This is a genomic window from Virgibacillus sp., from assembly GCF_013393565.1.
GTDB lineage: Bacteria > Bacillota > Bacilli > Bacillales > Amphibacillaceae > Virgibacillus > Virgibacillus dokdonensis.
The window spans coordinates 23,351-37,001 of record NZ_JABXHF010000003.1; the positions used below are offsets into that span (position 1 = coordinate 23,351).

Annotated in this window: 14 protein-coding genes; 13 read left to right on the forward strand and 1 reads right to left on the reverse strand. The window is 34.7% G+C overall.

The window, feature by feature from the left end; translation table 11 throughout:
• Positions 1 to 152: 152 nt before the first annotated feature.
• From HLX49_RS01270 to HLX49_RS01305, 8 genes are all read left to right on the forward strand, one after another.
• Positions 153 to 890: a pseudouridine synthase gene (locus HLX49_RS01270; protein ID WP_296360559.1), complete on the forward strand. Its 738-nt coding sequence runs from the start codon at positions 153 to 155 to the stop codon at positions 888 to 890.
• Between the two features lie 61 nt (positions 891 to 951).
• Positions 952 to 1,524, forward strand: coding sequence for a thiol-disulfide oxidoreductase ResA (gene resA / locus HLX49_RS01275; protein WP_077706888.1), 573 nt, complete (start codon positions 952 to 954; stop codon positions 1,522 to 1,524).
• Positions 1,525 to 1,555: 31 nt separating this feature from the next.
• Complete coding sequence (gene resB, locus HLX49_RS01280) at positions 1,556 to 3,199, forward strand: cytochrome c biogenesis ResB family protein (protein ID WP_296360560.1); 1,644 nt, start codon at positions 1,556 to 1,558, stop codon at positions 3,197 to 3,199.
• A gap of 171 nt (positions 3,200 to 3,370) precedes the next feature.
• On the forward strand, positions 3,371 to 4,561 hold the full coding sequence (gene ccsB / locus HLX49_RS01285; RefSeq protein ID WP_077703638.1) for a c-type cytochrome biogenesis protein CcsB: 1,191 nt from the start codon (positions 3,371 to 3,373) through the stop codon (positions 4,559 to 4,561).
• Between the two features lie 201 nt (positions 4,562 to 4,762).
• Positions 4,763 to 5,479, forward strand: coding sequence for a response regulator transcription factor (locus HLX49_RS01290; RefSeq protein ID WP_073004232.1), 717 nt, complete (start codon positions 4,763 to 4,765; stop codon positions 5,477 to 5,479).
• Positions 5,479 to 7,236 (forward strand): ATP-binding protein, encoded by a 1,758-nt coding sequence (locus HLX49_RS01295; RefSeq protein ID WP_296360564.1) that lies wholly within the window; start codon positions 5,479 to 5,481, stop codon positions 7,234 to 7,236. Before HLX49_RS01290 ends, HLX49_RS01295 begins: the two co-directional genes overlap by 1 nt.
• A gap of 172 nt (positions 7,237 to 7,408) precedes the next feature.
• Positions 7,409 to 7,843, forward strand: coding sequence for a DUF4430 domain-containing protein (locus tag HLX49_RS01300; RefSeq protein ID WP_296360566.1), 435 nt, complete (start codon positions 7,409 to 7,411; stop codon positions 7,841 to 7,843).
• A gap of 8 nt (positions 7,844 to 7,851) precedes the next feature.
• On the forward strand, positions 7,852 to 8,382 hold the full coding sequence (locus HLX49_RS01305) for a DUF6580 family putative transport protein (RefSeq protein ID WP_101933899.1): 531 nt from the start codon (positions 7,852 to 7,854) through the stop codon (positions 8,380 to 8,382).
• 79 nt (positions 8,383 to 8,461) lie between these two features.
• Here HLX49_RS01305 and HLX49_RS01310 read toward each other — a convergent pair whose 3' ends face one another.
• Complete coding sequence (locus tag HLX49_RS01310) at positions 8,462 to 8,686, reverse strand: ferredoxin (protein ID WP_077703642.1); 225 nt, start codon at positions 8,684 to 8,686, stop codon at positions 8,462 to 8,464.
• A gap of 249 nt (positions 8,687 to 8,935) precedes the next feature.
• Here HLX49_RS01310 and HLX49_RS01315 point away from each other — a divergent pair, with 249 nt between their 5' ends.
• From HLX49_RS01315 to HLX49_RS01335, 5 genes are all read left to right on the forward strand, one after another.
• Positions 8,936 to 10,000, forward strand: a complete 1,065-nt coding sequence (locus HLX49_RS01315; protein WP_296360570.1) for a YpbB family protein — start codon at positions 8,936 to 8,938, stop codon at positions 9,998 to 10,000.
• A 1-nt stretch (position 10,001) separates the two neighbouring features.
• Positions 10,002 to 11,555: a RecQ family ATP-dependent DNA helicase gene (locus HLX49_RS01320; RefSeq protein WP_101933900.1), complete on the forward strand. Its 1,554-nt coding sequence runs from the start codon at positions 10,002 to 10,004 to the stop codon at positions 11,553 to 11,555.
• On the forward strand, positions 11,542 to 12,126 hold the full coding sequence (locus HLX49_RS01325; RefSeq protein ID WP_077703645.1) for a CPBP family intramembrane glutamic endopeptidase: 585 nt from the start codon (positions 11,542 to 11,544) through the stop codon (positions 12,124 to 12,126). The genes HLX49_RS01320 and HLX49_RS01325 overlap by 14 nt, the downstream gene beginning before the upstream one ends.
• Positions 12,123 to 12,482 (forward strand): hypothetical protein, encoded by a 360-nt coding sequence (locus HLX49_RS01330; protein WP_077703646.1) that lies wholly within the window; start codon positions 12,123 to 12,125, stop codon positions 12,480 to 12,482. Before HLX49_RS01325 ends, HLX49_RS01330 begins: the two co-directional genes overlap by 4 nt.
• Positions 12,483 to 12,685: 203 nt before the next feature.
• Complete coding sequence (locus HLX49_RS01335; protein WP_077703647.1) at positions 12,686 to 13,264, forward strand: genetic competence negative regulator; 579 nt, start codon at positions 12,686 to 12,688, stop codon at positions 13,262 to 13,264.
• Positions 13,265 to 13,651: the final 387 nt, after the last annotated feature.

The following is a 13,651-nucleotide window of genomic DNA, read 5'->3' on the forward strand; positions in this document are numbered from 1 at the left end:
TCGTATAGTATAATTGATATTCATTTGTAAGAATCGAATACAAAGGGTAAAATAATTTAGGTGTAGAAGCCTCATTTAATCGAGCTTTAAATTTTTCATAACCGTGATGAAGGCTTAACATATATTGCACATATAAAGGTAATGGTGATAAAATGACAAACACGCAAGAGAGACTGCAAAAAGTGATTGCCCAAAGTGGTGTAACATCAAGAAGAAAAGCAGAACAATTAATTTTAGGTGGAAAGGTAAAGGTAAACCAACAAGTAGTTACAACACTTGGTACGAAAGTAAAACATGATGATTTTATTGAAGTAGACGGTGTTCCTTTGGAAAAAGAGGCTTCTGTTTACTATTTGTTGTACAAACCTCGTGGTGTAATATCCAGTTTAAAAGACGATAAAGGTAGAAAAGTAATTACCGATCTACTAGGTGAAGTAGACGAACGTGTTTTCCCTGTCGGTCGATTAGACTATGATACATCTGGTATATTGATTGTAACAAATGATGGCGCATTTGCTAATTTGCTCATGCATCCCCGATACCAAATAGATAAAGAGTATGTTACAAAAATAAAAGGAATTCCAGAAAAAGCTGACTTGGCAAGGTTGAGAAAAGGAGTTCGATCGGAGCAGGATATATTAAAAGCAGTACAATATCGTATTCTTGAAACGGACAAAAAGAAAAATCATACTATTTTACAACTAACTTTAAGAGAAGGAAAGAATAGACACGTGCGTCGAATGATGGAAGCATTAGGTTATCCAGTTTTAAAGTTAAAGCGTGAAAAATATGGTTTTTTAACTCTTGATGGTCTAAAACCAGGAGAATATCGACCATTAACCCCGAAAGAAGTAAAGCAAATGCGACATTTGGCAGAACAAAATTGTTGAATAATATTCAAAATTTAAATTCTTCCAAAATGCTATAATGGTTGTTGGGAGTTGATTCATGATGAGTTTAGATGAAATAAAACAGAAGAAAAAGAATAAAAAAAGAAATCGCTTTATATTTCGATCTGTTATTTTACTTATACTAGTTGGGGCAGTTGTATTTGCAGTCGTCCAAAATCTGCAAGATGATAAGATTATTTACAATGTTGGCGACAATGCCCCTGATTTTCAACTGGAGCAAATAAACAAATACAACGAACGAGAAACAGTTCGACTTAGCGATTTAGAAGGAAAAGGGGTAATGCTTAATTTTTGGGGAACTTGGTGTAAGCCTTGTGAAGAAGAAATGCCTTACATGCAAAAATTGTACCCACAATATAAAGAAAAAGGGGTCGAAATAGTTGCAGTTAGTCTTGATTCTACAGAACTCGTTGTTCATCGTTTCGTCGATGAATATGACTTAACTTTTCCTATTCCTCACGACAAAGATAGTCAAGTGAGAGACTTATATAAAGTGGGCCCTATTCCAAGCACTGTATTTATTGACCCACAAGGTAAAATTGTAGAGGTAGTAAATGGAGCATTAAGCTTAGAAAGATTAGATGGTTATCTACAAGAAATAACGCCTAAGTAAATGTCTTTTTGTAATGGGGAAGGGGAATGAAATGAATAAAATAAAATGTGAGTGCGGGCATGTTAATCCAGAAGGTACCGTCCTTTGTGAATCTTGTGGTAAACCGATAGAAGAAAATCAACATATTGATGGCAACGACAAGAAGAAATTGTTAAATATGCGATATGATGGTACTGCACGACGCTCCCAAACATATAATAAATCGATTGTTGATAAGGTTTGGAGCTTTTTTTCTTCCGTTAAAGTGGGAATTTGGCTTATTGTCATCGCGCTTATAGCTTCTGCAGTTGGATCCATCTTTCCGCAAGAACAATACATACCTGCAGATGCAGTCTCTAGAGATCCGGCTATTTTTTATGAAGAACGTTATGGAATATTAGGACAAATTTTTTATCAATTAGGCTTCCATAATTTATATAGTTCATGGTGGTATATGGTTTTAATTGCTTTGATAGGTATATCACTCGTTATTTGTAGCCTTGATCGCTTTGTGCCACTTTTTCGTGCATTACGGAATCAAAAAGCAAAGCGACATGCAACATTTTTGCAAAGGCAACGTCTGTTTAGTCAAACAGACCAAGTTGATGAAGAAGATATCGATATTATAAAGCAAAGGTTAAAAAAATTAAGATATAATATTAAAGAGCAAGATGGGCATATCCTTGCTGAAAAGGGTAGATTTTCAAGATGGGGGCCTTATGTAAACCATATTGGGTTGATTATTATTTTGCTTGCCGCTTTATTAAGGCAAACTTCGGTTTTTTATATGGATGAATATATCTGGATTCGTGAAGGGGAGCAAAAAGTGATCCCCGGTACGGAACAACAGTACTACATTGAAAATAAAGATTTTGTCTTGGAAAATTATGACCCGGAAGATGAGTTGTACAAAGATGCTTTAGAACAAGAAGGTGCGCCTGTTGCAAGTAATTACCAAACCAATGCGGTTATTTATAAAGCGATGGAACCAGAAGTAACTGGTGCAGAACCAGAATTAAAGAAAATTGAAGAAGGCAATATTCGGTTAAACGAACCATTAAATTTTGACGACTATGCAGTGTATCAAATGGGGTATCAGCAAAATGAATTTTCTAGCATGTCATTTAAAATTCATGAAACAAATGATCGGGAAGAAAAATCATTAGGAGATTTTACTGTTGATTTAACTTCTCCTAAATCGGAGTATGAGCTTGATAGTGGGTTTAAAGTAGAAATTAACAATTATTATCCGGATTATTTTTTGGATGATAATGGAGAGCCTGCTTCAGAGACAGATTACCCTAGAAATCCAGCGTTCGTGATGATGATTTATCCGCCAGATGGAAGTGAACCAGAAGTGAGCTTTTTAGGAATTGGCAAAAACATAGATGCGACTGGAGAAAATGACTATAATGTAGGAATTACAAACTTTGAACTTCGTGATGTTAGCGGGTTAAGTATACGTCGCGATTACTCTTTACCATACTTTATCGTTGGCGCTATTATCTTTATGATCGGTGTTATTCAGGGAATGTATTGGCACCATAGAAGAATTTGGGTTCGTCCTCAAAATGGTGGAATTCTATTAGCCGCTCATACGAATAAAAACTGGTATGGTGTGAAAAAGGATATTGAAAAAATCGTTGATGGGACACATATTCAAATGGTAATGGATCAACAAGAGCTGGATAAATAAAAGTATAATTTATTATGTTAAGCTTCTAAGTCCGGCAACATTAGTACAATAGACTTATAGAGTATAATGCTGGACGAAATGTTCCTTACACTACATCCCATTTGTTCAGGGCAAAGATTTAATTGGAAGACATCTGTTGGTTCACGTTTTCATTTCATTAGGAGGGGTTTCATGAATAACTTAATTGAATTAAGTAGTACACTTCTATACACTGCTTTCTTTCTCTATTTAGTTGCAACTTTATTTTTTTCATTTACAATAGGGAGTAAGAGAAAATCAGATGGCAAAGCTGCTAAAATAGGAATTACATTGGCTATCATTGGTTTTTCCACCCAACTAGGCTACTTTATAACAAGGTGGATAGGGAGTGGGCATGCTCCTGTCAGTAACTTATTTGAATATATGACATTCTTTGGTATGGCAACAGTATTGGGATTCATTATCTTGTATTTTATTTATAAAATAACGGTACTGGGATTATTTGCATTGCCAGTCGCTTTAATTATTATTGCTTATGCAAGTATGTTTCCAACTGAGGTATCCCCTCTAGTACCATCGTTGCAAAGTCATTGGTTATACATTCATGTTACTACAGTGTCTCTATCACAAGGAATTTTAACCATTAGCTTTGTCGCTGGATTAATCTATTTAATTAGGCAAATAGACCAATCAAAGACAACAAAACGAACGACTTGGTTGGAAATAACACTTTATTCGTTAATTCTCTTTGTTGGATTTATACTAGCAACAACTTTATTCAATGTCATGAATTATCAAGCTGTTTTTGAGTATCCTAATAATGCCGGAACTGGCACGATAGAAACAGAATATCATATGCCAGCAATTGCTGCACCAACAGACGGAACATTACTAACAGATAAAGTTATGAATCCTTGGTTTGAAATTCCGGAATGGATGCATGGCGCAGATGCTGGACGAAAATTTAATACATTATTATGGTCATTTATTTTTGGTACTGGCCTTTATATACTGTTAAGGCTCGTATTCAGAAAGAGACTGGGTGCTACGATTCAGCCATTACTTCAGAAAACGAATCCTGATTTATTAGATGAAATTACGTATCGTTCCGTAGCGATTGGTTTTCCTTTATTTACCTTGGGAGGTCTTATATTTGCTGCTATTTGGGCAGAAGAAGCCTGGGGAAGATTTTGGGGCTGGGATCCTAAAGAAGTTTGGGCACTAATTACATGGTTTTTCTATGCTGCCTTTCTACATCTACGTTTGTCAAGAGGTTGGCATGGCGAAAAATCTGCTTGGCTCGCTGCGGTCGGTTTTGCGATAATTATGTTTAATTTAATTGTTGTAAACCTTGTTTTAGCTGGTTTACATTCCTATGCTTAAGTAGCTAATCGCAAGGCATCATTATGGTCATAGTGGTGCCTTTTCTTTATTTATGTTATTATTAGATGGTTTTTAGTATAGTGTTATGTAAGGAAATACTACAGTTTGTCTAGCCTTTTTATTATCCAAGTTTTCTTTATACATTTCAAACAACTTAGTTTATACTCTTATTAGCAAGATAGGATACAAGGGGGAACAAAAATGGACAAAGAGTCAAAAGTGTTAGTAGTCGATGATGAAGAAAGAATTCGAAGACTACTACGTATGTATATGGAACGAGACGGTTTTCTCGTTGAAGAAGCAGAGAATGGAGCAGATGCTTTAAAGCTTGCTCTTGATAACCATTACGATGTAATTTTACTCGATATTATGATGCCAGAGATGGATGGCGTAGAGGTTTGTCAAGAATTACGAAAAGAAAAAGATACGCCTGTTATTATGTTAACAGCAAAAGGTGAAGAAGCTAATCGTGTACAAGGTTTTGAAATTGGTGTAGATGATTACATCGTGAAGCCCTTTAGTCCTAGAGAAGTAGTGTTGCGAGTTAAAGCCTTGCTTCGCCGTGTTTCAAGTGCAACATTTCAGGAAACGGATACAACTGCGAAGAATGTTTTGGTTTTTCCTCATTTAACCATTGATCATGACGCGCACCGTGTTACTGCGGATGGAGAAGAAGTGAGCTTAACACCAAAAGAATATGAATTATTATGTTTTTTAGCAAAATCACCGGATAAAGTGTTTAACCGCGAGCATTTGTTAAAAGAAGTATGGCAATATGAATTTTTTGGAGATTTGCGAACGGTGGATACACATGTTAAAAGGCTTCGTGAAAAGTTGAACCAAGTATCTCAAGAAGCTGCGAAAATGATTGTCACTGTTTGGGGCGTTGGCTATAAGTTCGAGGTGGATGAAGACTAATGTTTTGGCGGAGTGTAGTAGGTAAACTAGCAATAACGATTCTATTGCTAGTTTCTTTCGTGTTATTTATCTTAACTATTTTACTTTTACAGTTTTTTGAAGATTTCCATATTCAGGAAGCAGAGCAGGATATGTTACAAACAGCTGAAAAAATTTCAATGCTTGTGGATACTCATGATGAAAATGAAATTATTGAAGAAACAACTGAGCGCGTTAAAGACCCAGCTAGCCGAGTAGCCATTGTTTCAGGTGATGGTGATTTATGGGTTTCTAATAGCGAGGATGATCAATTATCCAAGCTAGAATTAGACTGGCTAAAGCAAGAGGAACTCTCTTCTGTTCTTACTAACAATGTTCAAGTACGTAAGCAAATGAAGTTACCTGGTACTGAACGAGAGGCGATGATTGTAGGCGTTCCTATGAACCATCAAGATGGAGCTATTTATGTGTATCAGTCACTGAATGTTATTGATCAAACAAAAGCAGAAACGACTAAAATTATTTTTCTTGCTGCAGGTATTGCTATTGTTTTGACTACAATATTTGCGTTTTTTCTATCCACGCGTATCACCTCTCCACTTATTAAAATGAGGGAAGCTGCTTTCGATTTAGCTAGAGGTGAATTTAATACGAAAGTGCCTATTTTAACCCATGATGAAATAGGAGAACTAGCTTTAGCGTTTAATCGTATGGGAAGACAATTGAAATTTCATTTAAATGCACTAAGACAGGAAAAAGAGCAACTATCTAGTATTGTTAGTTCAATGGCAGATGGTGTAATAACTTTAAATCGTTCAGGAGACATGATTGTTACCAATGCCCCAGCAGATCGATTTATTGAAGATTGGTATTATGAGAATAATCTTCCATACCGTGCTGAAGATCGAAAATTACCACATGAATTAAAAACCATTTTACAAGAAGTCATTGATGGCGAGACGGAAGCTATGCATGAACTTAGCCTACAAGGTAGAAATTGGGTGATGGTGATGACACCTTTATATGATCAAGCCTACGTTCGCGGAGCAGTTGCGGTCATTAGAGATATGACAGAGGAAAGAAGAATGGATAAGCTACGTCAAGATTTTATTGCTAATGTTTCTCATGAATTAAGAACACCAATTTCCATGCTCCAAGGTTATAGTGAAGCAATTGTCGATGATATTGCAGAGACCAAGGAAGACAAAAATGAATTAGCCCAGATTACTCATGAAGAATCGCTTCGTATGGGGCGACTAGTCAACGAATTATTAGACTTAGCTAGAATGGAAGCAGGCCATATTCACCTGAATACAGAAGAAGTGAAGGTTGGACCATATGTAGAACGAATTTATAAAAAATTTCAAGGGCTGGCTAATGAGAATAAAATATCTTTACATCTAGATAAGTCGATTTACGAAGCGACTGCCGTATTCGATCCAGATCGAATTGAACAAGTGTTTACAAATCTCATTGACAACGCTATTCGTCATACTAGTAAAGAAGGTTATGTAAATATAAAAGTGATCAATGATAGTGAGGCTTTCCAAGTAGAAATACAAGATAGTGGAAGTGGAATCCCAGAAGAAGACCTTCCATTTGTCTTTGAACGCTTTTACAAAGCTGATAAGTCAAGGACAAGAGATAAAAAGAAAAAAGGTACTGGACTAGGACTTGCCATTGCTAAAAATATTATTGACGCTCATCAAGGTACGATCAATGTAAATAGTAAGTTGAATCAAGGGACAGCGTTTTATCTCCGTATACCAAGGCTATAAGATTGCAAGTAGCATGTTATATCCTGGATGAAACGTGCTGTAAGCTACCACTTTAAGAATTAGAGGGATTGAAGTTTCACTTTATAGTAATCGTACGATTTTATCCCACTGTTTTAAACAAGTATTTATGATATCATAAATGAAAAATTGGAATTAGAAAGGATGTTACTTTATGAAACAATGGTTATTTCGATTTGGTTCATTTCTGGTCGCTATTGCTCTATTAGTAGGGTGTGGAAACGATGATTCAGGAACTACTGCCCCATCAAGCAATCAACCTTCTGAAAATCAAGTTACACAGGAAGAACAAGCAGCAGAAACAGTATTGATTACAATATCTAAAGACGATGGTGCGGAATACTTACATGAAAAAGAGGTACCCATTGAAGAAGGCGATACTTTAATGGATGTAATGGAAGAAAATTTTTATGTTGAAACGGAACAGAATGGAGAATTTATTACCTCGATTGAACGTTTATCAGCAAAAGAAGGTGAGAAAAAAGGGTGGATTTATACCGTGAATGGTGAGATGCCAAATGTTGGTGCTGCAGAATATGAATTAAAGCCAGGTGATAAAGTAGTTTTTGATTTTCAAGCTTGGGAATGAGCATATAAATGAACACCTATAAATTAACGCTTATTGCGTTACTAGCGGCACTTGCAGTTGTTGGAAGGTATTGGTTTGCTTTTTTACCAAATGTGCAACCAGTTACGGCAATAATTATTATTACAGGGGTAATCTTAGGGTCGGGGAGTGCATTATTGTTAACAGTTATTGTTGTCTTTGTATCCAATATGCTACTTGGCATGGGAATATGGGCGGTTTGGCAAGCCATCTCATGGGGAGTGATAGGCATTATCAGTGGTTGGATAGGTAAATTTTTTTCACGACCACCGTTTTTGCTGTTGTTAATCTTTACTGTTTTTAGCGGTTATTTTTATGGCTTTATTATCTCGCTGACTACATATCAAATGACTGGTGCATTTTGGCCATATTACATAAGTGGATTACCATTTGATACAAATCATGCTATTGGCAACGCTGTTTTTTTAGTGCTCTTTTATCCTCTTATCGCATATTTAATGGAAAAATATGCGTTACACCGTTTTACAGTAAAAGATACTGACTGGAATAATAACTTGTAGAGAATCTTTTGATTTTCTACAAGTTTTTTTATGCTATAGGAATGTATAAAAAACTTAACGTTGATAGCATAAGTAATCCCTAAAATGGCTGTTTAGAAACTTTCACAGAACCTGTGGGGCACTCTTCGTATGCATCAAACATTGCATCAACTAGATCATCTTCAACAGGTGTAACTCCTAGATTGTTATCTTTTAAAAAATAAGCAATACAATCATCGTCATAATCATATAAATCTGGTGCTGAAATACCACAAGCTCCACAGGCAATACATGTTTCTCTATCAACTTTGGTATAATAACACATTTTTCAAGTCTCCTTTAAGAGCATAGTAGTACATTCTTAGAATATTCATGTAACTTATAAATCCGCCTATATAAGTTTATACTTAAAAAAATGAAAATTCAATGCTGTAATGTGCTTCAAATGCTATAATATAATAAATAGTTTTTGCATTAGTTACTATGTGTTCTAGCTGAACGTAATAATATAAATTTCACAGTTTATATCTTAGCTTGAAATTAAAAACTAAAGAGTAGATGGGGCTGAGAACGATTGATATTGAAAGGGATTATGCTAAGTAGTATCCATAGATTAAAAGGAGAACGATCCACATCAGCAACTTACTATATTATAGCAGGTAGAAAATCGATTCAAACGGTACAAGATATACATATGTATGGGTTAAAGCAATTTTATTCAATATATCCAAAGCTCATAAAATCTTATTTTGATAAAGTAATTTATGAGTTGAAAAAAGAACAATTGATTCAAATTACAGATGGTAATGAAGAAACTTATATACTTTCGTCTATAGGGCTTCAGTGGTTAGAAGATCATAAATTAATATTACCCCTTTCTTATTACTCTGGGATGCAAAATGGAGAAAGTAGTCGTGTATTTTGGCCACGATTAAAATTACTGATTCAAACAATTACGAACGTACATAAAAATGAATTTCATTTTATACCAGTTGTCGAAGATAAAGCAATTGAAGCTTGGGTAAAGCTTTATTATCAACGAATTAAGCTTGACACTTCGTCGTTTTTACAACAATTATACGAAGAATTACTGCAGGTTTTACAAAATCTTCCTACTTATATGGCAGAAATTTTTGTAGATCGACTCACAAGCTTTGAAAATTATGGAAAAAGCGTTCATCAGCTAGCTAGTAGTCATCATTTAACTACAATCGATTTAGAATTAACTTTAACAGCAGCTATGCACCGAATCCTTGATATCATTCAGTCATATAAACAAACTTACTCATTATTGAATGATATCATACAAACAACGGAACCTCGTCGTTTGTCAAATACAGCTATAACTACCTATCAACATTTGCGTGGAGGTTTTTCCATTGAGGAGATTGCCAAGAGGAGAAAATTAAGGATGAATACGATCTATGACCACGTAGTAGAAATTGCACTGCATGATTCTGCGTTCCCAATAGATAATTATGTATCAAAGTGTGATCAAGAAATTATCATTCGGGCATATAACGAAGTGGAGGTCTACAAACTTAAGCTAATAAAGCAAAAAGTACCAGAGCATATTACCTATTTTCAAATTCGTTTAGTTTTAACAATGGTAACCAACACGCAGAAGGTAGGTGATTAGAGTGGAGCAGCCTGTAGATTATTTGGAACAAAATTTAAACCAATTTTTTGGTTATACGTCCTTTCGTCGTGGACAACGAGAAATAATAGAAGATGTTATAGCAGGAAAAAATGTAATTGGTGTGTTGCCAACTGGATCAGGAAAATCAATCTGTTATCAATTGCCTGCAATGTTGCAAGATGGGATAACTATTGTTGTATCACCACTTATTTCATTAATGATGGATCAAGTAAAGCAATTAAAAGCAAAGCATTGGAAGCAAGTAGCAGCAATAAACAGTTTTATGGATCGAAAAGAACGAGAACAAGTATTACAAACATTACATACGTATCGTTTAATTTATGTATCCCCAGAGCTTCTACAACAGGAAATGTTACAAAATAAATTAAAAACATTGAAAGTAAGCTTGTTTGTTATTGATGAAGCTCATTGTATCTCACAGTGGGGACATGAATTCAGGCCTGATTATATGCGTTTACAGCACATTATTACATACTGTAACTATCCACCTATACTAGCGCTCAGTGCTACAGCAACAGCTAAAGTACAAACTGATATTATTCAGTCGTTAGGAAATTCACCTTTTAAAAAACATGTTTATCCCATAGATCGGAGCAATATTGCCCTTTGCATTCAAAAAGTAGACGATGAACATGATAAAATGACAGTATTAACGGCTATTTTCAAGAAATACCATGTACCTGCTTTAATTTATTTCTCAAGCCGTCAAAAAGCGGAAGAAATAGCTGTATTGTTGGCTGAAAGAATTAACCGGCGTGTTGCAGTGTATCATGGGGGAATGGAGCAATATGACCGTATTTCTATTCAGCAACAGTTTATGAACGATCAAATTGACGTGGTTTGTTGTACGAGTGCTTTCGGTATGGGTATTAATAAGGCAGACATCCGGTTAATTATCCATTATCACTTAACAACACAATTGGAAAGTTATATTCAGGAGATTGGTAGAGCAGGAAGAGATGGGAAAGCAAGTGTGAGTGTTTTGCTTTACTGCAGGAAAGATATACATCTACCTAAGTTTATTATTCGTCGCGAACTTCCAGAAATAGATGAATTGGACGCCGTTTTCCAAAAGTTAAAGCAATGGCATGACCAAAAAAACCATTTGCCTTTACAGGAAGAAGAATTATCTGAGCAGCTAGGTATCTCTAGTCAACAGTGGCGATTGATACGTTATCAATTGGAAAGGTATGCAATTATAAGGCAAAGCAATATTTACTTTCATATCGACACTTGGAATAAAGCTTATCAATATATTAGCAACTATATTGAAAAAAGAAACAAAGCAAAAAAATCAAGGTTGAATCAAGTACTAAATTGGATTCACCAAACCGAATGTTTGAGAAAACATTTATATAAAGAATTTACGCCATCATTATTATCTCCTGCTACTGATCAATGTTGTAGTAATTGTGGTTTTTTGTGGGAAAACTGGGATCCTGTACAAAAGAAAACACCGTTTTGTATGAACTATTCCTGGCAGGAAAAACTAAAGCAAAAATTACTCATTGGGGATACTTATGAAACAAATTGATTATATTAAACGAATGGATAGTGCTGAGTTGCGGAAGCAAATGATTATTTCACAATCGATTCTAATCTTATTTAGCGTTGGCGGGAGTCTTTTGTTCTTTGAATCCTTTTTCGTTTGCTGGAAGGAAATGTTTTTTTGGAATACAGAAGAAATAATTTATTATGGAATTTTGCCAGGTTTTATCATTGTAACGATTGATTTGTTCTTAACGTACACGTTACCCGCTAAATATTACGATGATGGTGGAATAAATGAAAAATTGTTTGCTAACCAGCCTGTTTGGTTTATTGTTACTATTTCCATTTTAGTTGCTCTGTCTGAAGAGATGTTGTTTCGAGGCGTTATTCAGACTACTTTTGGTTATTGGGTGGCAAGTATTCTATTTGCACTTGTACATTTTCGCTATTTAAGAAAGCCTGTATTACTTGTATCCGTGTTGCTTGTTAGTTTTTATTTGGGATATTTATTCCGTATAACGGACAACTTAGTAGTTACAATTACAGCGCATTTTATCGTTGATGTTTTATTAGGCTTTTTCATTCGATTTAAAAGAGAGGTGTGGGTGCGATGAACACAGAACACAACCCAACAAGAGATCAAGCAAAACAATTACGACGCAAAGTTCAAGAAATAAATGAAGCGGAAAGTAATACTATGGAACAAGTACCAGATTCCATACAGGAGATGGATACAGATATTTTGAATTTACCACCAAGGAAAGAGATTCATCAGCAAAAAAAGCAAACTACCCGATTAAAAATAAGTAATCCTACGCAAAGATTCTTATTCATTGTTTTTTTTATCCTACTTATCATCGTTGGTGCTTATTTTATTATAGGCGATAAGTTGTTTACTACCATTTCAATTTATAGCTTTTATTTCGAAGGTGCTATAAAAAGTTATCTTATACCTCATTTATATTTGTAATTTAAATGTAATTGAAATTGTTCAACAATTGTATTTGTAGCATATAGTATAATAAGAAAATCAGTAAATACCCACTTAAACTTTTAATTCGTTCCATCTTTTTATGCTGTCCTGTCACGGAACGCACAATTCTTTTACCATGGAGAGATGTTTTTACGAATAAATGATTTATTTAATGATAGATGTTTAAAGGAGGTTACAATATGCGAATTGAGAGAGTGTCTAATAACCAATTTACAATCTTTTTGACATTTGATGATTTAATTGAAAGAGGCTTTACAAAAGATGACTTATGGTATGATGGTTCAAATGTTCGGAAATTGTTTAGTGATATGATGTATGAAGCCAGTTCTGAATTAGGCTTTGAACTAGAAGGGGCACTGCTTGTACAAGTGCATTTAATGCAAGCGCAAGGTATGCATGTTATTGTAACGCAAAAATTAGAAGATGTGGACTTTGATGATGAATTTGTGGAAATGAAGGTCACTCTTGATGAAAATAAAAAACTGTTGTTTTCTTTTTGTGATTTGGAAGCTGTTATTGGTGTTGCGTCTTCTTTAGCTTCGATGAATATTACTGGCGGAAAAATATATTACATGGACCCTTATTATTATATGTTGTTAAATGATACGGAGTTAAATGGTGCGAATCGAGAAGATGTCATAGCTGTTTTATCTGAATTTGCTAATCCAAGCATTGTTACTACTTATCGTTTACAAGAATACGGAAAATTGATATTCGCTACCGATGCAGTAAAACAAATTCGTGCTCTATTTGCATAAATTGATATTTTTACCTAAAAAAAGATTATGGACTAGCACCTTGTTTAATAAAATGTTACGATATCTATTGGGATAAATCTTGTATTCAGACTAAAGCATATATTTTTTAAAGTTAATGTAATAGGAGAAGCAGAAATTGCGAGTAATTATATTGCATATTTACAACGAAAGTGTATACTAATGTCTGAGTACAGCTATTAGCGCATGTTCACTAAAGCGGAAAAAGGACCATTTGTTTATGGAAAACTTTTTGGTAGGGGTTATAGTAAAAAATTCAAAAAGAACAGTAAAGATTTGTTCTACAGTATCTAACTTCAACATGTTTAATCATTTGCTTGCCATACGGAGAAAAGTTCCATTGTTCTTTTCCATAAGCTTTTGAACATC

Excerpts from the sequence above, each read along its gene's own strand:
- HLX49_RS01270 (WP_296360559.1), top strand. The coding sequence starts at position 153 with ATGACAAACACGCAAGAGAGACTGCAAAAAGTGATTGCCCAAAGTGGT.
- resA (WP_077706888.1), top strand. The coding sequence starts at position 952 with ATGAGTTTAGATGAAATAAAACAGAAGAAAAAGAATAAAAAAAGAAAT.
- resB (WP_296360560.1), top strand. The coding sequence starts at position 1,556 with ATGAATAAAATAAAATGTGAGTGCGGGCATGTTAATCCAGAAGGTACC.
- ccsB (WP_077703638.1), top strand. The coding sequence starts at position 3,371 with ATGAATAACTTAATTGAATTAAGTAGTACACTTCTATACACTGCTTTC.
- HLX49_RS01290 (WP_073004232.1), top strand. The coding sequence starts at position 4,763 with ATGGACAAAGAGTCAAAAGTGTTAGTAGTCGATGATGAAGAAAGAATT.
- HLX49_RS01295 (WP_296360564.1), top strand. The coding sequence starts at position 5,479 with ATGTTTTGGCGGAGTGTAGTAGGTAAACTAGCAATAACGATTCTATTG.
- HLX49_RS01300 (WP_296360566.1), top strand. The coding sequence starts at position 7,409 with ATGAAACAATGGTTATTTCGATTTGGTTCATTTCTGGTCGCTATTGCT.
- HLX49_RS01305 (WP_101933899.1), top strand. The coding sequence starts at position 7,852 with ATGAACACCTATAAATTAACGCTTATTGCGTTACTAGCGGCACTTGCA.
- HLX49_RS01310 (WP_077703642.1), bottom strand. The coding sequence starts at position 8,686 with ATGTGTTATTATACCAAAGTTGATAGAGAAACATGTATTGCCTGTGGA.
- HLX49_RS01325 (WP_077703645.1), top strand. The coding sequence starts at position 11,542 with ATGAAACAAATTGATTATATTAAACGAATGGATAGTGCTGAGTTGCGG.
- HLX49_RS01330 (WP_077703646.1), top strand. The coding sequence starts at position 12,123 with ATGAACACAGAACACAACCCAACAAGAGATCAAGCAAAACAATTACGA.
- HLX49_RS01335 (WP_077703647.1), top strand. The coding sequence starts at position 12,686 with ATGCGAATTGAGAGAGTGTCTAATAACCAATTTACAATCTTTTTGACA.